At 64.6% G+C, this 24,203-nt stretch carries 22 protein-coding genes; 16 read left to right on the top strand and 6 right to left on the bottom strand.

Annotated elements, in window-relative coordinates; translation table 11 throughout:
* Positions 1 to 205: 205 nt before the first annotated feature.
* Positions 206 to 934: a hypothetical protein gene (locus tag ACM42_RS20590; RefSeq protein WP_271529645.1), complete on the bottom strand. Its 729-nt coding sequence runs from the start codon at positions 932 to 934 to the stop codon at positions 206 to 208.
* Between the two features lie 540 nt (positions 935 to 1,474).
* Between ACM42_RS20590 and ACM42_RS20585 the strand changes: the two genes are divergently transcribed.
* Positions 1,475 to 2,155, top strand: coding sequence for a TetR/AcrR family transcriptional regulator (locus tag ACM42_RS20585; protein WP_271529644.1), 681 nt, complete (start codon positions 1,475 to 1,477; stop codon positions 2,153 to 2,155).
* 146 nt (positions 2,156 to 2,301) lie between these two features.
* Here ACM42_RS20585 and pyk read toward each other — a convergent pair whose 3' ends face one another.
* Together pyk and ACM42_RS20575 are read right to left on the bottom strand one after the other, a co-directional pair.
* Positions 2,302 to 3,738, bottom strand: coding sequence for a pyruvate kinase (gene pyk, locus ACM42_RS20580; protein ID WP_271529643.1), 1,437 nt, complete (start codon positions 3,736 to 3,738; stop codon positions 2,302 to 2,304).
* Positions 3,735 to 4,328 (bottom strand): DUF1036 domain-containing protein, encoded by a 594-nt coding sequence (locus tag ACM42_RS20575; protein ID WP_028180635.1) that lies wholly within the window; start codon positions 4,326 to 4,328, stop codon positions 3,735 to 3,737. The genes pyk and ACM42_RS20575 overlap by 4 nt, the downstream gene beginning before the upstream one ends.
* A gap of 167 nt (positions 4,329 to 4,495) precedes the next feature.
* Here ACM42_RS20575 and ACM42_RS20570 point away from each other — a divergent pair, with 167 nt between their 5' ends.
* The 3 genes from ACM42_RS20570 (at position 4,496) to ACM42_RS20560 (ending at position 7,121) form a co-directional block, all read left to right on the top strand.
* A complete protein-coding gene (locus tag ACM42_RS20570) occupies positions 4,496 to 4,801 on the top strand; it encodes a DUF1244 domain-containing protein (RefSeq protein ID WP_194389820.1) in 306 nt (101 codons plus the stop codon).
* Positions 4,802 to 4,997: 196 nt separating this feature from the next.
* Positions 4,998 to 5,270, top strand: coding sequence for a DUF2312 domain-containing protein (locus ACM42_RS20565; RefSeq protein ID WP_008546273.1), 273 nt, complete (start codon positions 4,998 to 5,000; stop codon positions 5,268 to 5,270).
* Between the two features lie 84 nt (positions 5,271 to 5,354).
* A complete protein-coding gene (locus ACM42_RS20560) occupies positions 5,355 to 7,121 on the top strand; it encodes an adenylate/guanylate cyclase domain-containing protein (protein ID WP_271529641.1) in 1,767 nt (588 codons plus the stop codon).
* Between the two features lie 47 nt (positions 7,122 to 7,168).
* On the opposite strand, the gene ACM42_RS20555 is transcribed toward ACM42_RS20560, so the two are convergent.
* The 3 genes from ACM42_RS20555 to ACM42_RS20545 form a co-directional block, all read right to left on the bottom strand.
* Positions 7,169 to 8,785 carry a DUF882 domain-containing protein gene (locus ACM42_RS20555; protein ID WP_271529640.1) on the bottom strand — a complete coding sequence of 539 codons (1,617 nt, stop codon included), beginning with the start codon at positions 8,783 to 8,785 and terminating at the stop codon, positions 7,169 to 7,171.
* A gap of 285 nt (positions 8,786 to 9,070) precedes the next feature.
* Positions 9,071 to 11,245 carry a L,D-transpeptidase family protein gene (locus ACM42_RS20550; protein WP_271529639.1) on the bottom strand — a complete coding sequence of 725 codons (2,175 nt, stop codon included), beginning with the start codon at positions 11,243 to 11,245 and terminating at the stop codon, positions 9,071 to 9,073.
* Positions 11,246 to 11,586: 341 nt separating this feature from the next.
* Complete coding sequence (locus ACM42_RS20545) at positions 11,587 to 13,083, bottom strand: sigma-54-dependent transcriptional regulator (protein WP_271529637.1); 1,497 nt, start codon at positions 13,081 to 13,083, stop codon at positions 11,587 to 11,589.
* A gap of 127 nt (positions 13,084 to 13,210) precedes the next feature.
* Between ACM42_RS20545 and ACM42_RS20540 the strand changes: the two genes are divergently transcribed.
* The 12 genes from ACM42_RS20540 (at position 13,211) to ACM42_RS20485 (ending at position 24,192) form a co-directional block, all read left to right on the top strand.
* Positions 13,211 to 15,148, top strand: coding sequence for a M3 family oligoendopeptidase (locus ACM42_RS20540; RefSeq protein ID WP_271529636.1), 1,938 nt, complete (start codon positions 13,211 to 13,213; stop codon positions 15,146 to 15,148).
* A 72-nt stretch (positions 15,149 to 15,220) separates the two neighbouring features.
* Entirely contained in the window at positions 15,221 to 15,487 is a 267-nt protein-coding gene (locus ACM42_RS20535) for an AbrB/MazE/SpoVT family DNA-binding domain-containing protein (RefSeq protein ID WP_050994984.1), read from the top strand.
* Entirely contained in the window at positions 15,484 to 15,870 is a 387-nt protein-coding gene (locus ACM42_RS20530) for a type II toxin-antitoxin system death-on-curing family toxin (RefSeq protein WP_271529635.1), read from the top strand. The genes ACM42_RS20535 and ACM42_RS20530 overlap by 4 nt, the downstream gene beginning before the upstream one ends.
* Before the next feature lie 96 nt (positions 15,871 to 15,966).
* Complete coding sequence (locus tag ACM42_RS20525; RefSeq protein ID WP_008136857.1) at positions 15,967 to 16,119, top strand: aa3-type cytochrome c oxidase subunit IV; 153 nt, start codon at positions 15,967 to 15,969, stop codon at positions 16,117 to 16,119.
* A gap of 137 nt (positions 16,120 to 16,256) precedes the next feature.
* Positions 16,257 to 17,384: a Re/Si-specific NAD(P)(+) transhydrogenase subunit alpha gene (locus ACM42_RS20520; protein ID WP_271529634.1), complete on the top strand. Its 1,128-nt coding sequence runs from the start codon at positions 16,257 to 16,259 to the stop codon at positions 17,382 to 17,384.
* An 11-nt stretch (positions 17,385 to 17,395) separates the two neighbouring features.
* Complete coding sequence (locus ACM42_RS20515; RefSeq protein ID WP_061024947.1) at positions 17,396 to 17,713, top strand: proton-translocating transhydrogenase family protein; 318 nt, start codon at positions 17,396 to 17,398, stop codon at positions 17,711 to 17,713.
* Positions 17,714 to 17,752: 39 nt separating this feature from the next.
* Entirely contained in the window at positions 17,753 to 19,150 is a 1,398-nt protein-coding gene (locus ACM42_RS20510; protein ID WP_239627079.1) for an NAD(P)(+) transhydrogenase (Re/Si-specific) subunit beta, read from the top strand.
* A gap of 215 nt (positions 19,151 to 19,365) precedes the next feature.
* Positions 19,366 to 20,163, top strand: a complete 798-nt coding sequence (locus tag ACM42_RS20505; RefSeq protein WP_271529900.1) for an alpha/beta hydrolase — start codon at positions 19,366 to 19,368, stop codon at positions 20,161 to 20,163.
* The gene (locus ACM42_RS20500; RefSeq protein ID WP_370119920.1) at positions 20,105 to 21,592 is read left to right on the top strand and encodes a sodium:proton antiporter; all 1,488 of its coding nucleotides are present in this window, start codon (positions 20,105 to 20,107) and stop codon (positions 21,590 to 21,592) included. Before ACM42_RS20505 ends, ACM42_RS20500 begins: the two co-directional genes overlap by 59 nt.
* Before the next feature lie 137 nt (positions 21,593 to 21,729).
* Positions 21,730 to 22,827: a calcium:proton antiporter gene (locus tag ACM42_RS20495; RefSeq protein WP_271529632.1), complete on the top strand. Its 1,098-nt coding sequence runs from the start codon at positions 21,730 to 21,732 to the stop codon at positions 22,825 to 22,827.
* Between the two features lie 20 nt (positions 22,828 to 22,847).
* Positions 22,848 to 23,132: a cupin domain-containing protein gene (locus ACM42_RS20490; RefSeq protein WP_271529631.1), complete on the top strand. Its 285-nt coding sequence runs from the start codon at positions 22,848 to 22,850 to the stop codon at positions 23,130 to 23,132.
* Positions 23,133 to 23,226: 94 nt separating this feature from the next.
* Entirely contained in the window at positions 23,227 to 24,192 is a 966-nt protein-coding gene (locus ACM42_RS20485) for a hypothetical protein (protein ID WP_271529630.1), read from the top strand.
* Positions 24,193 to 24,203 lie beyond the last annotated feature (11 nt).

Genomic DNA, 24,203 nt, shown 5'->3' with positions numbered 1-24,203 from the left:
GCAACGGCATCTGAGCACGACCGCCTTTAAGCTCGGGTAAACCGGGCGAGATCTGCGCTGCCAGAGGGTGAAAGGATGCGTTTACTACCTGCTCGCGTGCAGCCGGAACCTGTGATTCGAGAATGCCGTCTTTGGCAGGGTGCTTTTTTGTAGGAGGGGTCGGCAGCCGGATGACCGGTTGAGGGGTATGGCCGGGGACTGGCGCTCAACGTCGCCAGAGTCTCGCGTGGTAGACCATCATCGTTCGGGGCGCGACTTCTTGACATTGCATGACACCCCGCGGCCGCGATGAATCGCCGTCAATGCCTTCAATTGTGATGGTCTGACGACTTTTGTTCCATACGACCTGACGAGGAACATCAAAATTCATCGACAGCGTAATCTCATCATCGCGGACATCGGTAACCTCACCTCGGTAGAGCCGTCCTTCCTTGCCGCGCTCGAAGATCGCTTGTTTTGAAGCAGCATCCATCGTGAAATACATGTACCCCGCGTCTTCGCAGCGAACGGAGATCGGATGCTGAATTGGTTCGCGAACCCGGAAGCTCAAAATGCTTCTCGGCGGTGTGACGGTGCACTGATGAGTCAATGTCGGCCGAAAGGTGGGGTCGTCGAATCCCGGCCAAGTCATTGTCTTCCTATTGCGATCAAAGATCAGGTCGATCCGTCCTGGACGGACGTGCAGTATGAATTCAATCTTTCCATCATTTGTGGAAATGATCTCTCCCGAATGCACATTGATGCCGAAATTTGTTTCGACGTCTATCGGCGGCGTTTCAAAGACGACAGCTTTTGCGTCGATGTCGAACGTTGCGAAGTAGGGGCGAACCGGAGCGCCACCTTCACACCGCACCGAAAATAAGTCGCTGGCTGCCGCGCGGTCTGACGTCGGCATCAGAAAGCAAATGAGCGCGAGGCCCAAGAGCCGATTCATGTCGCACGCTCCGTTCTTCCGTGAGACCCCCCAACACCGCAGATCGACAGCGCCGATCTCGCTCGAACTTTCGAGATTGCCCGGCAGTGAGGGGCGACGCCATCAGCACACTGCGCGTGACTGAGGTCAACGTCCGGCTGTGAACAGGATAAATGAACCTATAAGTTTATGATCGCGGCGCAATCACAGGCGGAACAGCGACCACTGAACTCAAATTGTGAACTGGCGGTCCAAGCCCTCGAAGAATACTCGTTCGGCCGCGCGATGGGTTTGTTGCACGTCGAACGGACCGGCCAAGTGTGACGCTGATCCCGCGCTGCTCCGGGCAAACTCCCAGCGTTTGGACGGCGGCCTCGACAAAATTGCCGTCGATGCAGGCTTGACGCCTCCATCCGCTCGCGATGACGCTTCACGCATTTCCCATCTTGTCATTCACCCTGAATAGTTGTTCAGTCCTTGCGGGGCGATTTGCATCTTTTGACGTGACGAAGCGTTTGGCCGCAGGGGCGTGTGGCCGGCGTGTGGGACAGGAAGCGCGCCATGGTTTATCGGCGGACGCATCAAGTGGTGAAGCGCCTTGCGGCACGGCGGAGCGCGATTCTGGCGGCGGCGCGGGATGCGGCCGCGGAAGGCGGAATGGCGGCGGTGCAGATCGCGCCCGTCGCGGTCCGGGCCAATGTCGCGGCCGGCACGGTCTACCGCTACTTCCCCTCCAAGGCCGACCTGATCTCCGAGCTCATTGCCGAGGTCTCCCGCGACGAGCTCGCGGCGATCCGAAGGGCCGCCGACGCCGCGCCGGGGCCGTCCTCCGCGCTGGCGGCGGCCGTGACCACCGTGGCGGTCCATACCCTGTCGCAGCGCAGGCTGGCCTGGGGCATCCTGGCCGAGCCTGTCGATGTCGATGTCAGTGCCTCGCGCCTTGCCAGCCGGCGAGAGATCGCGGGCGAAATCGCCACGCGAATCGATGCCGCGGTGCGCGCCGGCCACCTGCCGGCTCAGGATACCGCGCTCGCCGCCACCGCATTGCTCGGTGCGCTGCACGAGGCCCTGGTCGGGCCGCTCGCGCCCGACAATCTCGACGATCCCGTCAAGATGCGCGATGCGGTGCAGACCGTGACACTGCTGGCGCTGCGCGCGGTCGGCGTCATGGACGCCCGCGCCCGCGGCCTCGTGGTGCAGCAGACGCTGCTGCCGACGACGAAGGCGCTGGTGGGGGCGTAAAATCGGCCACGCGACGAGGTGGAGGCCTGACCGCGCTCAGGCAGCTGGTCGGGCTGGCCTTTTCGAAAAACCGCAGCACGCGCGCCGAAGTCGCCTTCTACTGTGCATGGGGTTGTTTTCGCACTTTTTGTTGGAGCGGCCGGAAATCACATGTTGGCGTCGCCCTCGGGGCCGACCGAGGCGATGCGCACCATGTTGGTGGTGCCGGGAATGCCGAGCGGGACGCCGGCGACGATGATCACGCGCTGGCCGGCGCGGACAAAACCGTCCCGGAACGCGATCTGGCCGGCGCGGCTCACCATGTCGTCCTGGTCGCGCGCGTCTTCCGCCACCACGCAATGCACGCCCCAGACGACCGCGAGCCTGCGGCCGGCGGCGATGTTCGGCGTGATCGCCACGATCGGCGGTTTCGGCCGCTCCCGCGCAACACGCACGGCGGTCGAGCCCGAGCTGGTCCAGCAGATCAGGGCGGGCAGGTCGAGCGTCTCGGCGATCTGCCGGGCGGCGTCTGCGATGGCATCGCCCACGGTGGATTCAGGAGCGGGGCGCTGGGCCATGATGACCGACCGGTAGGTCGGGTCGCGCTCGACCTCCTCGCCGATGCGGTTCATGGTCGAGACCGCCTCGACCGGGAATTTGCCGGCCGCCGATTCCGCCGACAGCATGATGGCGTCGGCCCCCTCGTAGACGGCCGTGGCGACGTCGGAGACCTCGGCGCGGGTCGGCACCGGCGACTGGATCATCGATTCCAGCATCTGGGTCGCGATCACCACCGGCTTGCCGGCGCGGCGCGCCATCCGCGTCATCTGCTTCTGCAGGCTCGGCACGCGCTCGAGCGGCAGTTCGACGCCGAGGTCGCCGCGCGCCACCATCAGCGCGTCGGAAGCCTCGATGATGTCGGCGAGGCGGTCGATCGCCTGCGGCTTCTCGATCTTGGCCATCACGGCGGCGCGGCCGCGGATCATCTTCTTGGCCTCGATGACGTCCTCGGCGCGCTGCACGAACGATAGCGCGATCCAGTCGACGCCGGTGACCAGGGCCGCCTCGAGGTCGGCGCGGTCCTTCGGCGTCATGGCGGAGACCGGCAGGTCGGTGTCGGGCAGGCTGACGCCCTTGCGGTCGCTCATCTTGCCGCCGACGACGACACGCGTCACCGCGTGCTCTTTCGAGGTCTCCTCCGCGATCAGCCGGACCTTGCCGTCGTCGAGCAGCAGCGCATGGCCCGGCCGCAGCGCAGCCAGGATCTCCGGATGCGGGAGGTGGACGCGCGTGGCATCGCCCGGCGTCTTGTCGGAATCCAGCGTGAAGGTCTGCCCGTTCTGGAGCTGGACCGCGCCTTCGGCGAAAGCGCCGAGTCTCAGCTTCGGACCCTGGAGGTCCACCAGGATGCCGATCGGCCGGCCATAGCTGCTCTCGACGTTGCGGATCGTCGCCACCAGTTCCCGCATCGTGTCATGCGGGGTGTGGCTCATGTTGATGCGGAACAGGTCGGCGCCGGCCTCGAACAGGCGGCGGATCATCGCGAGGTCAGAAGAAGCCGGTCCCAGGGTCGCGAGAATCTTGATACGGCGAAGACGCCTCATGGCTTATTTCCAGACGGGGGCGAGGGCGCTGGCGGGAGGCCAGGCGCGGCGGGGGGCGTACCACCGGGCGGACCATTGGGCAAACCGGGAACGCCGCCCGGGCCAACCGGGCCGGGCAGGCCAGGTACGCGTTGCTGCGCCGGCTGTTCGTTGGCGTCGGTCAGCTGCACCGTCCAGGCCCGCTGCTCACCGGTGTCGACTTCGAAGTAGCCGGTCCGATCATAGCCGCGCGCGAGGCAATCCTCGGTGCCGCGGATGGTGAACTCCTTGTCGCGCGAGCACATGAAGGCCTGGCCCGACCATTCGCCGCCGCGGTCATAGTCGATGGCGTAGATGTAGTAGTAGCGGGCGACCAGCGTGCCCCGGAGCAGCGTCTCACAAGAGCGCGACGAGATGTTCCACCAGCCCTCGGTGGTCCAGCCCTCGGCATCCTTGTAGCCGAGCGCGATCCCGACCCGGCTCGAAGTGTTGTTGCAAAGGCGGAAATCGGCCGAGGCCGGGCTGGCGCAAAGGCACAGCAGGGCGACGACCAGCACCGGGACCAACCGGGCAAGCAGGCGAAGCGGGAAGCGGGGAGATTCGGCAATCATTGTCGCGGAAGCTATACCAGATCATTGACGATTTGGCGTTGGGCCGGGGTGTGCCCCGAAGCCGGGCTTTGGCCCGTTTGCGCCGCGATATGGCAAAATCTGTGACAGGACCCACCTGATCCCGTAAGGGTGACCTCCATCGGCACGGGCCCTTAAGGAATACAGCCATGGCAATCGACGACAAAACCAGAACGGAGCTCGAGGCGGCGGCTTTCCGGCGCCTGGTCGACCATTTGAAGACACGGACGGACGTCCAGAACATCGATCTGATGAATCTGGCGGGCTTCTGCCGCAACTGCCTGTCCAACTGGCTCAAGGACGCCGCGGACGCCCAGGGCGTGCCCTTGAGCAAGGACGAGAGCCGGGAGGCCGTCTACGGCATGCCCTACGAGACCTGGAAGGCGAAGTACCAGGGCACGGCCACGCCCGAGCAGCTTGAGACGATGAAGAAGGTCCATCCCCACGGGCATTGAGCGGCCCGACCTCCATCGCCCGAGTCGCACCCAGACAACAGCTTTCTTCGCCTCGGCGCAGGAAGGTGTGGGCGCGCTGTGGACGAGCGCGATGCTTGCTTGAATGCAGCTGGCCCCAACCCTAAGGGTCTACCCAGCACGCGCGGTGAGGGATGCCGGCGTCACCTCGTTTTGCCAGTTCCATTGGGAGTACAAGATGGCCACCTCCGCCGCCGTCCGCGACGACGAGCCCGCGACGAAATTTGCCAAGGACCAGCTCAAGTCCATCATCGAGCGCATCGAGCGGCTGGAGGAAGAGAAGAAGGCGATCTCCGACGACATCCGCGACGTCTATGCCGAAAGCAAGGGTAACGGCTACGACGTCAAGGCGCTGCGCACCATCGTGCGCCTGCGCAAGCAGGACCCCAACGAGCGCGCCGAGGCCGAGACCATTCTCGAGACCTACATGCAGGCGCTGGGGATGATCTGAGACGCATCGCCCGGGGTGTTGCCGCGCAACACGCTTGGGCAGAACCTCTGCGTCTGCTAGAGTGCTCGGTGAAGGGACCGAGCGATGGATGTGCCGGGACCAGAGCGCAGGCTCGCCGCGGTCCTCGCCGCCGACATGGTCGGTTTTAGCCGGCTCATGGAGGTCGACGAGGCCGGCACTCTCGCGCGCCTCAAGACCCATCGGGTCGAACTGATCGATCCAGCCATTGCCAAGAACCGCGGCCGAATCATCAAGACGACCGGCGACGGCATGCTGGCCGAATTCCACAGCGTCGTCGATGCCGTGCTCTGTGCCGTCGAGGTTCAGCGCCGGATGGCGCGGCGCAATGCCGACGTCCCGCCGCCGCGGTGGATACAATTCCGCATCGGCATCAATCTGGGCGATGTCATCGTCGATCAGAACGACATTTTCGGCGATGGCGTCAACGTCGCGGCGCGGCTGGAGGCGCTGGCCGAGCCTGGAGGAATCTGCGCTTCAGGCGCCGTGCGCGATCAGGTCGGCGACCGGCTGGACGGGGTTCAGTTCGATGATCTCGGTGAACAGAGCGTCAAGAACATCGCTCGCCCGATCCGCGTCTTCCGCATTCGGCTGGTGGAGGGGCCTGCAGGCCTGCTCGACGGGTCGAACACTGCGCTGACGCCACCGGGTGTCTCGAAGAAGCCGTCCATCGCCGTGCTGCCATTCGCCAATATGAGTGGCGATCCGGAGCAGGAGTTCTTCGCGGACGGTCTCACCGAGGACATCATCACCGAGCTTTCACGCTTTCACGATCTGCTTGTCATCTCCCGCAACTCAACGTTCGTCTACAAGGGCAAGGCCGTAAAGGTTCAGGACATCGGCCGCGAATTCGGAGTCGACTACGTCATCGAAGGCAGCGTGCGGAAGGCCGGGGAGCGCGTTCGCGTCACCGTGCAGCTGATCGATGCAGAGACCGATCGCCATATCTGGGCCGAACGCTACGACCGCGAGCTCCAGGACATCTTTGCCATCCAGGACGAGATGACCCGCGCGATCGTGGCGACTTTGCCCGGCCGGGTAGAAGCCGCAACGCACGACCGCACCAAGCGCAAGCCGACCGACAACATGCCCGCTTACGAATGCGTGCTGGCTGCAAAGCTCCTGCATCACCGGTCAAACCGGGACGACAACGCCCAGGCGCAGACGCTGCTCAACCGCGCGCTGGCGATGGATCCGAACTATGCCCACGCTCATGCCTGGATGGCATGCGTGCTCGGCCAGTGCTGGATCTATGGCTGGTGCGCCGACCGCGAGGCGACCTTCGAGCAGGTGGCTTCGGAACTCGAGATCGCGCTGGCACTCGATGACAATGACGCGGACGTGCACCGGATTCTCGCCGCACTCAATCTGACGCGTCACGACTACGAGAAGGCCACCTATCATCAGGAGCGTGCGCTCGCCCTCAACCCGAATTACGACCTGGTGGTCGTGCAACAGGGGGAGCTCCTGACCTGGCTGGGTCTGCCGGAGGAGGGCATCGACTGGATCAGGAAAGCGATGCGTCTCAACCCCTATCATCCCGAGCGCTTCTGGAGCCACCTGGGCCGCGCCTACTATTGCGCGGAGAAATACGCCGAGGCCGCGGAGGCGTTTTCAAGGATCACACGACCCGACTATACCCATCATGCGTTCCTGGCGGCGACGTTCGCGCAGATGAAGAATGCGATCGCGGCCGGCGCTCACGCCGCGGAGGTCCTGAAGCGCGAACCAGGTTTCTCGGTGGCAGTTCATCTTGCGACGCTGCACTACAAGCGCGAACTCGACCGGCAGCGCCACGAGTCCGGCCTCATCGCGGCTGGCCTTCCGGCTTGATCGATCCGAGCGAGGGAGAGCAGAAAGAGCCTTGTCGGACCCGGGGTTCAGCGCAGCGCGGCGGTGCGCACGACGAAGGACGTCGTCTCGAGCTTTGCGGTCGCGCTGCCTGAAAAATTCTCGCAGGACAGGCCATGCATGGGATCGTCGGCAAAACCCATCGCAATCACGGATCGCGGCTTGACGAAATAGGCACGCAGCGCAACCGTGTCGAGCTCGCCCATCAGCGTCACCGACATCGCGCGGCTGGCGCTCGGCGACAGCATCACGATCTTGAGCCAGATGCTTTCGCCGGCCGCGGAGAGGCGGGTGGCGGTGGCGATCCTGCCGTCGATGCTCTTGCCGACCACCATGTTGATCTCCGTCGCCTGAGCCACGCTGCGGGAGGCAGCAGCGGTGCGGGCGGTGCGCGGGATCGGCGCGGAGGCTGCGACGACATTGGCGCGGTCAACCGGGGAGGCGGCCGGCGCGTAAGCCAGTGCCTGGAAGGCTGCGTTGGACACGCTCGCGGTTGCTTGCGGCTCGGTGGCGGCGGCCAGCGCCTGACGCGCCTTCAACGCTGCGACCTGAGCCGGCGTCGCCTGCTGCGGCGCGGCCGGGACATCATCCCAGAAGCCGCGGGCATTGATGATGTCGGCCGGGGTCTCCAGCTTGCCCTCAACAGACTTGCCGGTCGCCGGCTTGTCAGCCACGGGCGCGGGTTTCGGCTTGGCCGGCGCAACGACCTGCGCATCGGCCGAGGCGAGCTGGAGGGTTGCGGCGATCTGCGGCTTTGCGCGCGGCGTCGGCACCGGCTCGGCGGGCCTGGCGGCGGCTGCGACCACGGTCGGCGCGGACGGCTTCGCGGCCGTTGCGGGCGCGCCCTCGTCGTCCTCGTCGCTGCTCGCGGCGGGAGCCGGCTTGCTCCTGAACAAGGCGGCGAAGAAATTCGGCTTGCTGCCGGCGTCGTCGCCGCTGCCGCGCCGCTCGATCTCGGCCTTTGCCAGCTCATAGTTCTTCAGCGGAACGCCGTCGGTCGGCAGATGCACTGTCTTGCCGTCCGGGAAGACGCGGGCGAGCTGGTCATGCGTCATGCGCGGCCAGTGCCGGACGCTGCCGGTGTCCAGATGCACGAAGGGCGAGCCGGAGGTCGGATAGAAACCGACGCCGCCGCGCTGTAGGCGCAGGCCGGCGAAACGGATCTGCTCCAGCGGCACGCCCGGGATGTAGAAGTCCATCGCATGTCCCAGCATGTGCTGGCTGGAGCGCGCCACGCCGGAGGAGCGACGTCGGAGCATGGCGTTGGTGGCGGGGGAGCGATAGGAGGAGATGATCTGGATCGGCTGCTTGCCGTCGACGTCGCGATAGACTTCCCAGAGGATGTCGAAGAGGCGACGGTCCATGACCGTTTCATCCTGGGTGCGCCAGTCGCGCAGGAAATGGTTGAGCTGCTTCAGCGCGGCCTCGTCATAGCGGCCGTCGCGCTTGAAAGTGACGGTGATGTCTTCGCCGGAATGCGTGTGGTGGAAGGAGAGCGTCTTGGTCTCGTTCAGCGCCGCGGCGTCGTGAACCGAGCCTGCGGCGGCAAGCAGCAACACGGAGGCGAGGCCGATCCGGGATCCGGCCTTCACCCCCGCATGGGACAACGACAGCACAACGAATTTGCGTGCGAGACCAGTCAGCACGTATGAGCCCACCCAGTCGACGAGCGTTCAAAATGGACTCTCCCGCCAACCCCGTTAGCAGCGCGAAGAGGATGAACGCTTTCTTAAAGCAAGAAGGTTAATTCGAGGTTGACCTTCCCGCCCCCAAACCAAGTCAGAATACAATCCTAAGCGGTTGACTGTGGCCAAAAAAAGCCCGCTGCCCAGGCCCAGGTTGACGATGGTTAACGTTAAGCGACCCCATCCAGGGGGACGGGGTCGCTGATATCATTGCGGTATTTTCGGAAATGAGGCGCCGAGCCGGGCTCAGCGGGTAAACACCCGCTGCTGCTGCGGGCGGCGGCCGACCGGAGCCGGCGGCGGGGTGGGAGCCGCCCCGAACAGCCGCTCGAAAAAGTTCGGGCCGGACGAACCGAAGCCACCGCCATTGTTGGCCACCGCCACGCCGGAGGGCAACGTCGTCGCCGGCCGCGAATAGCTCGGCTGGGAGTGGGCGACGACGCTCTCCAGGTCCTTGCCGCGGCTGTTCTTCAGGATGTTGATCATGGTCGCATCGCGGCCGTAGATGTCCTTGCGGAATTGCAGCTTGCCGGCGTCATCCACGAACGCAGTCTGATAGGTGATGTTGACCGGGATCGGGGTCGGGAATTTCAGATCGATCTCGCTCTTGCCGTACATGCTGCGCACGCGCTCCGGCGTGTACTTCTCGTTCGGCATGGTGATGTTGAGCAGCACGGAGGCGTATTGATCCGGATTCTGCACGCGCATGCAGCCATGGCTGAATGCGCGTTCGTCCCTGGCGAACAAATGCTTGTCCGGCGTGTCGTGCTGATAGACCAGGAACTTGTTCGGGAAGTTGAAGCGGACGCGGCCGAGCGCGTTGGCTTCGCCGGGCGGCTGCGAGATGTGCACCGAGCCGTCGCGGTTCTGCTCGAGCTTGAGGCCCATGCGCTGAAGCACGGTCGGATCCTGCTGCAGCGCCGGCAGGTATTCGTTGTAGACGATCGACGGCGGCACATTCCAGGTCGGATTGACGGTGATGTATTTCATCGTCTCGGTGAGCAGCGGGGTGGCGTGCTGGCCGGGCTTGCCGGTGACGACGCGGGTGGTCCAGACCTGCTGGCCGCGCTGCATCACCTTCAGCGTGAAGTCGGGAATGTTGAGGATGACATAGGCATCACCGAGCGAAGGCGCGCCGAGGTCGCGCGGCAGCCAGCGCCAGCGCTCCATGTTCACCACCACCACGTCGATCTGCTTGTCGCGCTTGGGGGTGTTGAGCGCCTTGACCGTCTTGTCGTCGAGGATGCCGGTCGGCTTCATCTCGGCGCTGCTCTGGAATTTGCGCACGGCCTCGGCGACCGCCGCGTCGTAGCGGGTGTCGCTGGCGTTCTCGGCGAGGCCGAGCTTGGTGCGGAGCTGCGGCACGCGCGGATCTTCGACGACGATTTCAGCGTGCTTCTTGCTGGCCGGGGTGTATTTCAGCGCCGGGCCGTCGGCGATCTCGATCACCGGGCCGTTGCCCTGGCCGCGCAGCTCGGCGAGCTTGGCTTTCAGCTCTTTGTAGAGCTTGTGCGGCGGGTTGTAACTGTCGAGCGCTGCGGAAGCATCCGCCGCCGTCGTGACCTTGGCGAGCACCTCGTTGGGGTCGACCGGATGCTCGGGATAGAGAATGTCGCCGCTGACCTGCGACCAATGCATGCGGCCGCTCTGGGCATGGCGCGCGTAGTCGAACATGCTGGCGGTGAGCTTGAGCTCGGCATCCGCCAGCGCATCGGGCGTCGTGGCGGCGGCGAAATCCGGCAACGGATAGTCGGCGGGATTGAGGCCGTCGGAGGCCGCGTCCTTCAGCCGCGCGATCACGCCCTTCGCCGCAGCGGTCGGGTTGCCGCCTTGCGTCCAGACCGGCGCGAAATCGCGTGCGCCGTAAAACCTCTCGATCGCCGCGCGCTCGTTCTTGCGGTCGAAATAGCGCGAGGTCTTGGCGCCGATGATGTCCTTGAGCTTGTCCGCGACCGGCTGGTCGGCGGCGGGCACGTTGCTCGCGGCCTTCACCGGCTCGGCGGCGGGAGCCGCTGCAGCAGGTGCCGCCGGCGTGACGGTCGCGGTGTCAGCCTTTGCAGGCTCGGTGTTCGCAGTCTCGCTCTTCGGCGCTTCGGGCGCCGGCGTGGTGGCGACGTCGGACGGCCTGGTCTCGACCTTGTCCGGCGCAGGCGCGGCGTGCGCCTTGACGGACTCCTTCGCGATTTCCTTGGTGGGATCCTGCACCGTGGCGGTGGTGTCGAGCTTGATGTCGGCTGCGGTGGGGGGCGGGACGTTTGCCGGCTCGGGGCGCGGGATCGCAGCTTCGATCGCGAGTTCGGCGGCGCTGCTGCGCGCCTGGTCCTGCGCCAGCGCCGAGCTGGCGGACACCGCGAGGAAGGTCGCTGCGACCGTCATCAAGACACGGTCAAAGCCCGCACGGTGGTTCAAACAGTCACGCATTGTGTCGCACCCCTCGGGTGAGCTGTCCCCTCGTGAAACAGCTTCGTTATCGCCTATTGATGAGCTTCGGCTAAACCGCGCCGGCCTCTCGAAAGTTGCACGCCTGCACGCAACGATTCTTACGCAGACGATATACAGGCCCCGATTCTGCGGCCAGCGCTACCCGGGACAACTCACGACAAACTGACTTCAAGGCAGCCTCTTGGCAACGGATGGTGCGCTTCTGCCACGCGGTTTTCCCTCTGTCTGTCACTTCCAGGTCACGGTTCAAATCACAGTCGAATTCTGTCGTCATGCGAACGGCTTACAGCTGTCGCGCAAACCTCCGTTCGCGCCCCGGCTCAGTGCGTCTCCTCGCCGCTTTTGCCGCCATGTCCGGGAACCCCGGCCTCGTCGAGTTTGCGGTAGAGCGTTGACCGGCCGATCTTGAGGCGGCGAGCCACTTCAGACATCTGGCCGCGATAATGCGAGATCGCGAAGCGGATGATCTCGTTCTCCATGTCCTCCAGGGCGCGGACATCACCGGTCGCGGTGAGCATGGCGAGAGTTCCCACGGCGGGGAGTGGCGCGATCGGTATTTCGTTACCCGAAACCACCGAAGGCATCGCCGCCGGCTCGAGCATCAGCGGAGCGGTCGGAATATCCGTGACGGGATGCGGCTGCGAGGCGAGCAGGGGGAAATCGGCAATGTCGAGCTGGTCGCCGTCGCTCATCACCACGGCGCGGTAGACCGCGTTTTCGAGCTGGCGGATGTTGCCGGGCCAGTCGAGCTGGGCCAGATGCGCGACCGCCTCGCCGCTGATGCCGGTGATCGGGCGGTTTTCCTCGGCGGCAAAGCGCGCCAGGAAATGCCTGAGCAGATGCGGGATGTCCTCGCGCCGGGCACGCAGCGAGGGGATCGTCAGCGGCAGCACGTGCAGGCGATAGAACAGGTCTTCCCGGAAATGTCCCTGCTTCACCCGCTCCAGCAGCTTGCGATTGGTTGCCGAGATGATGCGGACGTCGACCTTGACCGGCTTGCGGCCGCCGACGGCCTCCACGGCACCTTCCTGGAGCGCGCGCAGCAGCTTCACCTGCGCGGTCAGCGGCAGCTCGCTGACCTCGTCCAGAAACAGCGTGCCGCCATGAGCCTCGACAAACTTGCCCATATGCCGCTCGGTGGCGCCGGTGAAGGCGCCCTTCTCGTGGCCGAACAGGATGGACTCGACGAGGTTGTCGGGAATCGCGCCGCAATTGACCGCGACGAACGGCTTGGCCTTGCGCTCGCCGCTGCCATGGATGGCGCGCGCGAACATTTCCTTGCCGACGCCGGACTCGCCCTCGATCAGCACGGGGATCGCGGAATTCGCCGCCTTCTGCGCGGCTCGCATCACCGGGGTCATTGCCTCAGCGCGCGTGATGATGTCGGAGAAAGTCAGCCGGCCCTCACGGCTGTGACGGATGCGCTGCAATTCGCCCTTGAGCGCGGACGTGTTGAGCGCGTTGCGCAAGGAGACCTGGAGCCGCTCCACGCCGACCGGCTTGACGACGAAATCGGCCGCGCCCGCGCGCATCGCCGAGATCACGTTGTCGATGCCGCCATGGGCGGTCTGCACGATGACGGGGATGCTCAGGCCGGCTTCGCGGATTTTCGCAAGTACGCCCATGCCGTCGAGGCCGGGCATCACGAGATCGAGGATGACGGCGTCGATGGCCGGTGCATCGGGGGCGGTGAGGGTAGCAATTGCGGCGTCCCCGGAGTCCACGACGACCGTCTCATAGCCGCATTTCTGCACCATGTTCTCGACCAGCCGGCGGGCTACAGCGTCGTCGTCGGCGATCAAAATACTGGCAGCCATGGTGTTCCCCGCACGCTACTACTATCTGTCTCGAATCGGGGCACTCTGGCCGAAGCCGATTAACGCATGCTTAAGCCTTGATGCCCCCGCCCGCCGTCGCGATTGTTGAACACAGGTTTTCCACACAATGACTTCGCGCTCCAAGACCGCACTCGCAAAATCTGCACTCCGCAAGCCAGCCACCAAGAAATCCGCCGCCAAGAAAAAATCCTCCGAGCCTTCGCCCGCCAAACCTTCACTCGCCAAACCTTCGCTCGCCAAGCCTTCACTTGCAAAGGCTGCGAGCAAGACCGGCAAGCTTCCGGAGTGGAACCTCGCCGATCTCTATTCCGGGATCGACGCGCCGGAAGTGGCGCGCGATCTCGAAAAGTTGGATGCCGACTGCGTCGCCTTCGAGACGGACTACAAGGGCAAGCTGGCAACAGGGACAGCAAACGAAGATGGCGGAAAATGGCTCGCTGAAGCCGTGCGACGCTATGAGGCGATCGACGATCTCGCCGGCCGTCTCGGCTCCTATGCCGGTCTCGTCCATGCCGGCGACAGCGTGGACCCTGCGATTTCAAAGTTTTACGGCGACGTGTCCGAGCGCCTGACGGCGGCGTCGACGCATCTTCTGTTCTTCGCGCTCGAGCTCAATCGGATCGATGACGATATTTTGAACCGCGCGATGCAGGCCGCCGAGCTCGCCTACTACCGTCCCTGGATCGAAGACTTGCGCAAGGAGAAGCCGTATCAGCTCGACGACAAGCTCGAGCAGCTCTTTCTGGAGAAGGCGCAGACCGGCTATTCCGCCTTCAACCGGCTGTTCGACCAGACCATCTCCGGCCTGCGCTTCAAGGTCGGATCCAAGGAGCTCGCGATCGAGCCGACGCTCAATCTGCTGCAGGACCGCGACGGCGCCAAACGCAAGAGCGCAGCGGAAGCCCTGGCGAAGACCTTCAAGGCCAACGAGCGCACCTTTGCGCTGATCACCAACACGCTGGCCAAGGACAAGGACATCTCCGACCGCTGGCGCGGCTTCAAGGACGTCGCGGATTCCCGCCATCTCAACAACCGGGTCGAGCGCGAGGTGGTGGATGCGCTGGTCGCCTCGGTGCGCGCGGCCTATCCGAAGCTGTCGCATCGCTATTATGCGCTGAAGGCGAAGTGGTTCGGCAAGAAGCGGCTGGCCTATTGGGACCGCAACGCGCCGCTGCCGTTTGCGGCCACCGACGTCATTGCCTGGCCGGAGGCACGAAGCATGGTGCTGACGGCCTATCGCGGCTTCTCGCCCAGGATGGCCGATATCGCCGAGCGCTTCTTCACCGATCGCTGGATCGATGCGCCGGTGCGGCCGGGCAAGGTGCCGGGGGCGTTCTCGCATCCGACCACGCCGTCGGCGCATCCCTACGTGCTGATGAACTACCAGGGCAAGCCGCGCGACGTGATGACGCTCGCGCACGAACTTGGCCATGGCGTGCACCAGGTGCTGGCGGCGAAGAACGGCGCGTTGATGGCGCCGACGCCGCTGACGCTGGCGGAGACCGCGAGCGTGTTCGGCGAAATGCTCACGTTCAAGCGGCTGTTGGTCCAGACCAAGAATGCAAGACAGCGCCAGGCGCTGCTCGCCGGCAAGGTCGAGGACATGATCAACACCGTGGTGCGGCAGATCGCATTCTATTCCTTCGAGCGCGCGGTCCACACCGAGCGCAAGAACGGCGAGCTCACCGCGACGCGGCTCGGCGAGATCTGGCTGTCGGTGCAGGGCGAGAGCTTAGGACCTGCGATCGAGATCAAGGCGGGCTACGAGAACTATTGGATGTACATCCCGCATTTCATCCATTCGCCGTTCTACGTCTACGCCTATGCCTTCGGCGACTGCCTCGTGAACTCGCTCTACGCCGTCTACGAGAATGCGGCCGAAGGCTTTGCCGAGCGCTATCTCGACATGCTCGCCGCCGGCGGCACCAAACACTATTCCGAGCTGCTGCGCCCATTCGGGCTCGACGCCAAGGATCCCAAATTCTGGGACGGCGGGCTCAGCGTCATCGCCGGGATGATCGACGAGCTGGAGGCGATGGGCTGAGGTAGAGCCGTAAAACATTTGTTGAACGATCGCTCGGGGTCATGTTATACAAGTGTATAACGAGGTGTGGCCATGAACGAGAATGCGGACCCCAAGGATCTGAAGAACGAGTCCACCGTGCTCCAGGTGCGCAAGATAGGCAATTCGATCGGCGTCATCTTGCCGAAGGAGCTCGCGGCTCGTCTGAATCTCAAAGAGGGCGACAAGCTGTTTCCGGTCGAGCAATCGGACGGTGGTGTCTTGCTGACGCCGCGTGATCCCGACTTCGAAAAAGCGATGGAAGTCGCGCGGCGAGGTATGAAGCGTTATCACAACGCTCTCGCCGAGCTTGCCAAATGAGCGAGCCGTTCTGGCTGACGCGTCGGATCATCATTGCGATCCATGACGAACAGCTGGCGACCCATGGCGGTGCAAGCGATCTTCGAGACGAAGGCATACTCGAATCCGCGCTCGATCGGCCCAGAAACAAATGGTCTTACGAGAGCGCCGATCTTCCTGAATTGGCGGCGGCATACGCTTTCGGCATCGCGCGCAATCATCCGTTCGTCGACGGCAATAAACGCACGTCTCTGCTGGCGCTGTACACGTTTCTCGGCGTGAACGGCATCGACTTCGTTGTGCCCGAGGCAGAAGCGGCAGCCATGATCCTGTCGCTCGCTTCCGGCGAAGTCAGCGAGGAGAGCCTCGCGCGCTGGATCCGCGACAATTTGGATTCCAAATGACCCGATTTGCGGGAAAACCCCGCCCCGGTGCCGTTGCCCTGTTCAAATCTTTAAGGTATCCCAGCCCGAGAATTCGACTTTCGACTGGGGACATCCATGGCTGACCATAGTGAAGTGGCGTACACCACCGCCGACGGCAATGACTACGTTGCCCACGAGCAGACCTATGAGGGCTTCATCAAGCTGGTGAAGTACGGCACGGCCTCGGTCGCGCTCATCGTGATCCTGATGGCGATCTTCCTCACCTGATCCATCGCCTGCCGCACCGCCAGCGTCGTCGGTGCCCATAAAATTTGCATTCAAGCCGGTCCCAAAACCGGTATCCAACGTTGCGGGAGTAACGCTAAGTTCGCGTGCGCGCTTTTTCCCGCGTCGCCGGAGGCCTCATGAAGATTGCCGTTGCCAAGGAAATCGATCCGTCGGAGCCGCGCGTCGCCGCTTCGCCTGACACGGTGAAGAAGTTCAAAGCGCTGGGCGCCGAGGTTGCCGTCGAGCCGGGCGCCGGTATCAAGTCGGGTCTGCCGGATTCCGAATTCACCGCGGCTGGCGCCACCGTCAGTGCCGACGCTCTCAAGGACGCGGACATCATCATCAAGGTGAAGCGCCCCGAGGCGTCCGAGCTCGCGCAGTACCAGCGCGGCGCGCTCGTCATCGCGATCATGGATCCCTACGGCAACGACGCGGCGCTCAAAGTAATGGCCGATGCCGGCATCTCCGCATTCGCCATGGAGCTTATGCCGCGCATCACCCGCGCGCAGGTGATGGACGTGCTGTCCTCGCAGGCGAATCTCGCCGGCTACCGCGCCGTGATCGAGGGCGCCGAGGCCTTCGGCCGCGCCTTCCCGATGATGATGACGGCCGCCGGCACCGTGCCTGCGGCCAAGGTGTTCGTGATGGGCGTCGGCGTCGCCGGCCTCCAGGCGATCGCGACCGCGCGCCGCCTCGGCGCCGTCGTCACGGCCACGGACGTGCGTCCCGCCACCAAGGAGCAGGTCGAATCGCTCGGCGCGAAATTCCTCGCGGTCGAGGACGAGGAGTTCAAGAACGCACAGACCGCCGGCGGCTACGCCAAGGAAATGTCTAGGGAGTACCAGGCCAAGCAGGCCGCGCTCACCGCCGAGCACATCAAGAAGCAGGACATCGTGATAACGACCGCCCTGATTCCGGGCCGGCCGGCGCCGAAGCTCGTCAGCGCCGACATGGTCAGATCGATGAAGCCGGGGTCGGTGCTGGTCGATCTCGCCGTCGAGCGCGGCGGCAATGTCGAGGGTGCGAAGCCGGGCGAGGTCGTTGATGTCGATGGCATCAAGATCGTCGGCTATACCAACGTCGCCGGCCGCGTCGCGGCTTCGGCTTCCAGCCTCTATGCCCGCAATCTGTTCTCCTTCATCGAGACCATGGTCGACAAGAAAGAGAAGAAGCTCGCCGTCAACTGGGACGACGAGCTGGTCAAGGCCACCGCGCTGACGAAAGACGGCGCCGTGATCCATCCGAACTTCCAGCCGAAGGTTTAAGGAGAGCCGCCATGGAGCATGCAGCACAGCTCGTCGACCCCTTCATCTTCCAGCTGTCGATCTTCGTCCTCGCCGTCTTCGTCGGCTATTTCGTCGTCTGGTCGGTGACGCCGGCACTGCATACGCCGCTGATGAGCGTCACCAACGCGATCTCCTCGGTGATCGTGGTCGGCGCGCTGCTCGCGGTGGGGGTCGGCATGGTTTCGAGCGGCTCGGGCTGGGCGCGCGGCTTCGGCTTCGTCGCGCTCGTCTTCGCCTGCGTGAACATTTTCGGCGGCTTCCTTGTCACCCAGCGCATGCTGGCGATGTACAAGAAGAAGTCGAAGTGAGCGGCCACCTCGGGCTGAAGGGATCAATGGGGACCTGAGATGAGCGCCAATCTCTCTGCATTCTTGTATCTCGTGGCGGGGGTGCTGTTCATCCTGTCGCTGCGCGGGCTGTCGAGCCCGGCATCGTCGCGCCAGGGCAATCTGTTCGGCATGATCGGCATGGCGATCGCGGTCGCCACCACGCTCGCAAGCCATCCGCCGGCCGACGGCGTGGCGTGGATCCTCGTCATCCTCGCGGTCGCGATCGGCGGCGGCGTCGGCGCGGTGATCGCCCGCCGCGTGCCGATGACCTCGATGCCGGAACTGGTCGCCGCCTTCCACTCGCTGGTCGGCATGGCCGCAGTGCTGGTCGCGGCCGGCGCGTTCTACGCGCCGGAGGCCTTCGGGATCGGGACCCCCGGCAATATCCATCCGCAGAGCCTGGTCGAGATGTCGCTCGGCGTCGCCATCGGCGCGCTGACCTTCACCGGCTCGGTGATCGCGTTCCTGAAGCTGTCGGCACGCATGAGCGGCGCGCCGATCCTCCTGCCGTTCCGCCACATCATCAACATCGCGCTGGCCCTGGCGCTGGTGTTCTTCATCGTCGGCCTCGTGCTGTCAGGCAGCGCGTTCGACTTCTGGATGATCGTCATCCTCGCGCTGGCGCTCGGCGTGCTCATGATCATCCCGATCGGCGGCGCCGACATGCCGGTCGTGATCTCGATGCTGAACTCCTATTCCGGCTGGGCCGCGGCCGGCATCGGATTCACGCTCGGCAATTCCGCGCTGATCATCACCGGCGCGCTGGTCGGCTCCTCCGGCGCGATCCTGTCCTACATCATGTGCCACGCAATGAACCGGTCCTTCATCTCGGTCATCCTCGGCGGCTTCGGCGGCGAGACCGCCGCGGCCGGTGGGGCAACCGGCGAGCAGAAGCCGGCCAAGCTCGGCTCGGCGGACGACGCAGCCTTCATCATGAAGAACGCTTCCAAGGTCATCATCGTGCCCGGTTACGGCATGGCGGTGGCCCAGGCCCAGCACGCGCTGCGCGAAATGGCGGACATGCTGAAGAAGGAAGGCGTCGAGGTGAAATACGCCATTCACCCGGTGGCCGGCCGCATGCCCGGCCACATGAACGTGCTGCTCGCCGAGGCCAACGTGCCCTATGACGAGGTGTTCGAGCTCGAGGACATCAACTCCGAATTCGCCCAGGCCGACATCGCCTTCGTGATCGGCGCCAACGACGTCACCAACCCCGCTGCCGAAGAGGACAAGTCCTCGCCGATCTACGGCATGCCGGTGCTCCAGGTCTGGAAGGCCGGCACCGTGATGTTCATCAAGCGCTCGCTCGCTTCTGGTTATGCGGGCATCGACAACCCGCTGTTCTATCGGGACAACACCATGATGCTGCTCGGCGACGCCAAGAAGGTCACCGAGAACATCGTCAAGGCGATGTAGCGCGAGGCGCGGACCGTGGCCATCAACAAGGAATGGCACCGGTCCCATCCCATGCCCCCCAAAGCGACGCGCGAGCAGCGCGTCGTCTGGCACGCTGCTCATAAGCAGGCGTGCGGCTGCCGCGATGTTCCGGCGAGCCTTCGGCCCGATGTCATGAAATTGCTGCGGAGTCGTCGCAAGCCGTAAGTCTCGATCGAGAGGCGGGCCGTGCAATGATGACCATCGTCAAGTGGATCGCCATTGCGCTGGTGACCGTCTATTGCGCCGGTCTCCTCGTGCTGTATGTCCGGCAGCGCGAGCTGCTGTTTCCGATCCCGCCCGTCGGCCGCACAGCTCCCGGTGCCGCGGGCCTTCCCGAGGCGGAAGAGCACGTGCTGACCACGTCGGACGGCGAGAAAATCGTCGTCTGGCACGTGCCGGCCAAGCCAAGTCATTCCGTGATTCTGTACTTCCCCGGCAATGGCGATTTTCTCGCCGGCGGCGTCAGCCGTTTCAAGGCGATGACCGCCGACGGCACCGGCCTCGTCGCCCTGTCCTATCGCGGCTATGCCGGCTCGAGCGGGGCACCGAGCGAACGGGGCCTGCTGCGCGATGCCGCAGCCGCCTATGCTTTCACCACTGCGCGCTATGGAGCGGAACGAATCGTCGTCTGGGGCTTTTCGCTCGGGTCGGGCGTGGCGGTTGCGCTCGCATCCGAACACCCGATCGGCAGGCTGATCCTGGAGGCGCCTTTTACCTCGACGGTCGACATCGCCGCACTGGCATTCCGGTTCGTGCCGGTTCGCCTTCTGATGCGCGACCAGTTTCGTTCCGACGAACGGATCGCGCGCGTCAAGGTGCCGCTGTTGGTGATGCATGGCACCAACGACCTTGCCATTTCGATCATGTTCGGAGAGCGTCTGTTCGCGCTTGCGCACGAACCGAAGCAGTTCGTTCGTTTTGCGGGTGGCGGACATGACAATCTCGACGCCTTCGGTGCGGTCGAAAAGGCAAGGCAATTCATTGGATCCTAAACGGCTCGTCACGCGGCTCTGGAGCCAGGCCCTCGCCGCCATCCTGACATTGTTGCCGCATCAGGCGTGGGCCGCGACCGGGCTCGACGGCGCGGCGATGCGCTGGCCCTATGCGCTGCCCTTTGCCGGCCTGTTGCTGTCGATCGCTCTGGGGCCGCTGCTGTTCGCAAAATTCTGGCACCACCATTACGGCAAGATCGCCGCGGCCTGGTCGCTGCTGGCGCTCGCCTCGCTCGTCATCTTTGCCGGCGGCATGGCGACGCTGGCGGCGCTCGTTCACGCCGTGCTCGCCGAATATCTCGGCTTCATCGTGCTGTTGTTCTCGCTCTATGTCGTTGCCGGCGGCGTCCTCATCACCGGGGACATCAAGGCGACGCCGGCGACCAATGCCGGCATCCTCGCGCTTGGCACGTTGGGGGCGAGCGTCGTCGGCACCACGGGTGCCGCGATGATCCTGATCCGCCCCTTGATCCGCGCCAACCGCCCGCGGCGCCACAACACCCATGTCGTCATCTTCTTCATCATCCTGGTGGCCAATGTCGGCGGCGCGCTGAGCCCGCTCGGCGATCCCCCGCTCTTCGTCGGCTTCCTGCACGGCGTCGACTTCTTCTGGACCACGCGGGCCCTCTGGTTGCAGACCGCGATCGTGGCCGGACTGCTGCTCGCGATCTTCATCGCCGTCGACGTCTGGCATTTCCGGAGCGAGCCGCTCGGTGACACCGGCCCGGCGCAGCCGGTCCGCATCCGCGGCCTCGTCAATCTGGTGCTGATCGCGGCCATCGTCGCGAGCCTGCTGGCCTCGGCCATGTGGAAGCCCGGCGTAGCCTTCGACATTCTCGGCACCAAGCTGGACCTCGAGGACGTCGTCCGCAATCTGGCGCTGCTGGCCATTGCGGCGCTGTCGGTGTGGCTGACGCCGGACGAGCACAGGCAGGCCAACGGCTTCACCTGGGAGCCCATCCGTGAGGTCGCAAAGCTGTTCGCCGGCATCTTCGTCGCCATCATTCCGGTCATTGCCATGCTCAATGCCGGCCATCACGGTGCGTTCGCATGGCTGCTGTCCGCCGTGACGGGGCCGGACGGCGCGCCGCGCGAGGTCGCCTATTTCTGGTTCACCGGCCTGATGTCCGCGTTCCTCGACAATGCTCCGACCTATTTGTTGTTCTTCGAGCTCGCCGGCGGCGACCCGCAAGTGCTGATGCACGAGCTCTCGGGCACGCTTGCCTCGATCTCGATGGGGGCCGTCTACATGGGGGCGCTCACCTATATCGGTAACGCGCCGAACTTCATGGTGAGCAGCATCGCCAGCGAGAACGGCATCGAGATGCCGAGCTTCTTCGGCTATCTCCTGCGCGCGGGTATCGTGCTGATCCCCCTGTTCCTGCTGCTGACGCTGCTGCCGGTCGCCCCGATCCTGCACTGGCATTGAATCTGCCGGCCGATTTGCTACTGCTCGGCCGAGTTGCGGTGAATTTTCATCGCAGCTCGGTTTTTGGGATTGCGCATGATCTTATCGGAAGAACCGCAACACGCTTTTCCGGATCATGCTGGGACTGGAGCCGGTGGATGAGCGCGCACAATTCGATGCCCCGGTCGGCCTGGGTCTTTCCGGTGCTGGCCGTGCTGTTGTTCGCAGCCGTCAGCGCGACGGATTATGTTTTCACGCTGTCGTTTGGCGGACTCGTCTTCGCCATCGTCCTTCTGTTCATCCTGTTCGGCACGGTGTTCGCCGCGGTTCATCATGCCGAGGTGATCGCGGAGCGGGTCGGCGAACCCTATGGCACGCTGGTGCTGACGCTTTCGGTGACCATCATCGAGGTGGCGCTGATCACCACGATCATGCTGGGCGACAAGCCTGCCCCGGCCCTGGCCCGCGACACCGTGTTCGCCGTGGTCATGATCGTCTGCAATGGTCTCGTCGGCCTCTGCATCTTCATCGGCGGCCTGCGCTATCGCGAGCAGGGCTTCCAGCTCTCGGGGGCCAACGTCTATCTCAGCGTGCTGTTCGCGCTCGCGACCATCACGCTGATCCTGCCGAACTACACCACGACCACGCCGGGGCCGGCCTATTCGGCGGTTCAGCTCGGCTTCGTCGACGTGGTCACGCTCGCGCTGTACGGGGTGTTTCTCTACACCCAGACCGTCCTGCACAAGGACTACTTCGTTCATGAACGGGCCGAGGGCGAGGGCGGGGAGATGCACCTGTCGGCCGGGGCGCTCGCGCTCACCGTGGCGCTGCTCCTGGTCTCGCTTCTGGCGGTGGTGCTGCTGGCGAAGAAATTCTCGCTGGTGGTCGATGCCGTCGGCGCCAGGATCGGCGCGCCGTCGGCCTTCGCCGGCCTTCTGGTCGCGCTGCTGATCCTGATGCCCGAGGGCGTCGCGGCGATCGCCGCGGCCCGCAGGAACGATCTCCAGAAGAGCATCAACCTTGCGCTCGGCTCGTCGCTGGCGACCATCGGTCTGACGATCCCCGCCGTCGGCGTCGCCACCTACGCGCTCGACAAGGAGCTCGAGCTCGGCCTCAGCGCCCAGGGCAGCGTGCTTTTGCTGCTGACCTTCTTCCTGAGCATGCTGACCTTCGGCACGGGCAGGACCAATGTCCTGTTCGGACTGGTCCATATGGTGGTATTTGCCGTCTACGTGTTCATGGTTTTCGTGCCCTGAAGTGCAAAAGGAGAGTTGCGATGCTTGCCGCCAAGTCCGAGGTTCAGATCGACAATGAGCAGGTCCGGGTGACCGAATGGCGGCTCGCCCCGGGCAGCGCCACCGGGCATCACACCCACGGGATGGATTATGTGATTGTTCCCGTCGTCGCCGGCGAGATGACCATCGTGGCGCCCAGTGGCGAACGGTCCAAGGCGCAGCTCGCGGCCGGAAAATCCTACTTCCGCAAGGCCGGCGTCCAACACGACGTACTTAACGAAACCTCAACTGAGATCGTGTTCCTTGAGATCGAGCTGAAGCCGTAAGTCCGGCGTTACCCTTTGCCATTGATCCGTCGCAGTTGATCCCTCACAATGCCCTAAAGTTCCCGCATCAGATCGCGCGGGGAGTGGCCGAGAAATGCTGAAATACCTCGCTAAAATCTCGATGGATATTTTCCCCTCGGTGCTCGCGACGATCATCGGGGCGTACATCGTTAATCATTACATCAACGCAAAGCCGGCGGCCGATGCCCCCGCGGCCGTTGTTGCGCCCGCCGACGCCGGCCAGAACGGCAAGCCTGCTGATGTCGCCAACCTCCCTGCGCCCGGCGTCAAGGCCAAGGGCATCGCCGAGAAGAGCGTGACCGACAAGCCGGCAGCCGACAAGGCGGCCGATCATCAGCCGGTCGCCGAGCCCAAGGGGTCTGAGAAGGCCGCGGAGAAAGCTCCGGATGTGGCGCCGGCCGAGAGCCCGCGCGCCAAGCCATCCGCCCGTGAAAAGGCGCTCGCCAAGTCTACGCCCAGCCCGGCCGTGACCGCACCTGCCCCTGTTGCGTCGGTGGTGGAGGCCAATTCGGCGCCAGCTGCTGCCGCTCCGGCCGCAACCCCCGATGCCAACGATCTCGTACGTGCCGCGATCGAGCGCCTGCGCAAATCGCCTGAGGGCAGGTCCGCTGAGGCCAGATCTTCCGAAACCAAGCCTGCCGAGGTCAGGTCGTCCGAGGCCAAGCCAACCGAGAGGTCGGCGGAGCCTGTGGTGCGGGAAGCCGCCCGCACGCTGGAGGCGCCGCGGGTCATTGGTACGGAGCCGTCCACGGTCCGTCCGCTGCCGCCGCCGATCACGGTCTCGACGCCCTCATCCGAGGCCTACGGGAATGGCGGCTCCAATCCGCCCTACACGGCCTCGGTCGGCAGCGACGATCCGAATCGGGTGACGCCGCCGGCCGACATCCCCGTGCCGGTCATAGCGCCCCCGCTTGACCTGCGTGCCGATGTTGGTGCCTCCATGCCGCGGCCGAGGAAGACCAATGTCGCCGACGAAATGCTGTCGGGCATGAAGTCGATGTTCAACTCCGTTCTGCCGAAGAGCGCCACGCCCGATTAAGACTGGCCCGC

It is taken from the genome of Bradyrhizobium sp. CCBAU 25338, assembly GCF_028128965.1.
In the GTDB taxonomy this organism is placed as follows: Bacteria; Pseudomonadota; Alphaproteobacteria; order Rhizobiales; family Xanthobacteraceae; genus Bradyrhizobium; species Bradyrhizobium liaoningense.
The sequence above is the reverse complement of the archived record's forward strand: the minus strand, read 5'-3'. Positions and strand labels throughout refer to the sequence as shown.

What these genes read in the sequence shown, in the direction of transcription:
- ACM42_RS20590 (WP_271529645.1), bottom strand. Translation starts at nt 934, where the DNA reads ATGAATCGGCTCTTGGGCCTCGCGCTCATTTGCTTTCTGATGCCGACG.
- ACM42_RS20585 (WP_271529644.1), top strand. Translation starts at nt 1,475, where the DNA reads ATGGTTTATCGGCGGACGCATCAAGTGGTGAAGCGCCTTGCGGCACGG.
- pyk (WP_271529643.1), bottom strand. Translation starts at nt 3,738, where the DNA reads ATGAGGCGTCTTCGCCGTATCAAGATTCTCGCGACCCTGGGACCGGCT.
- ACM42_RS20575 (WP_028180635.1), bottom strand. Translation starts at nt 4,328, where the DNA reads ATGATTGCCGAATCTCCCCGCTTCCCGCTTCGCCTGCTTGCCCGGTTG.
- ACM42_RS20570 (WP_194389820.1), top strand. Translation starts at nt 4,496, where the DNA reads ATGGCAATCGACGACAAAACCAGAACGGAGCTCGAGGCGGCGGCTTTC.
- ACM42_RS20565 (WP_008546273.1), top strand. Translation starts at nt 4,998, where the DNA reads ATGGCCACCTCCGCCGCCGTCCGCGACGACGAGCCCGCGACGAAATTT.
- ACM42_RS20560 (WP_271529641.1), top strand. Translation starts at nt 5,355, where the DNA reads ATGGATGTGCCGGGACCAGAGCGCAGGCTCGCCGCGGTCCTCGCCGCC.
- ACM42_RS20550 (WP_271529639.1), bottom strand. Translation starts at nt 11,245, where the DNA reads ATGCGTGACTGTTTGAACCACCGTGCGGGCTTTGACCGTGTCTTGATG.
- ACM42_RS20545 (WP_271529637.1), bottom strand. Translation starts at nt 13,083, where the DNA reads ATGGCTGCCAGTATTTTGATCGCCGACGACGACGCTGTAGCCCGCCGG.
- ACM42_RS20540 (WP_271529636.1), top strand. Translation starts at nt 13,211, where the DNA reads ATGACTTCGCGCTCCAAGACCGCACTCGCAAAATCTGCACTCCGCAAG.
- ACM42_RS20535 (WP_050994984.1), top strand. Translation starts at nt 15,221, where the DNA reads ATGAACGAGAATGCGGACCCCAAGGATCTGAAGAACGAGTCCACCGTG.
- ACM42_RS20530 (WP_271529635.1), top strand. Translation starts at nt 15,484, where the DNA reads ATGAGCGAGCCGTTCTGGCTGACGCGTCGGATCATCATTGCGATCCAT.
- ACM42_RS20525 (WP_008136857.1), top strand. Translation starts at nt 15,967, where the DNA reads ATGGCTGACCATAGTGAAGTGGCGTACACCACCGCCGACGGCAATGAC.
- ACM42_RS20520 (WP_271529634.1), top strand. Translation starts at nt 16,257, where the DNA reads ATGAAGATTGCCGTTGCCAAGGAAATCGATCCGTCGGAGCCGCGCGTC.
- ACM42_RS20515 (WP_061024947.1), top strand. Translation starts at nt 17,396, where the DNA reads ATGGAGCATGCAGCACAGCTCGTCGACCCCTTCATCTTCCAGCTGTCG.
- ACM42_RS20510 (WP_239627079.1), top strand. Translation starts at nt 17,753, where the DNA reads ATGAGCGCCAATCTCTCTGCATTCTTGTATCTCGTGGCGGGGGTGCTG.
- ACM42_RS20505 (WP_271529900.1), top strand. Translation starts at nt 19,366, where the DNA reads ATGACCATCGTCAAGTGGATCGCCATTGCGCTGGTGACCGTCTATTGC.
- ACM42_RS20500 (WP_370119920.1), top strand. Translation starts at nt 20,105, where the DNA reads ATGACAATCTCGACGCCTTCGGTGCGGTCGAAAAGGCAAGGCAATTCA.
- ACM42_RS20495 (WP_271529632.1), top strand. Translation starts at nt 21,730, where the DNA reads ATGAGCGCGCACAATTCGATGCCCCGGTCGGCCTGGGTCTTTCCGGTG.
- ACM42_RS20490 (WP_271529631.1), top strand. Translation starts at nt 22,848, where the DNA reads ATGCTTGCCGCCAAGTCCGAGGTTCAGATCGACAATGAGCAGGTCCGG.
- ACM42_RS20485 (WP_271529630.1), top strand. Translation starts at nt 23,227, where the DNA reads ATGCTGAAATACCTCGCTAAAATCTCGATGGATATTTTCCCCTCGGTG.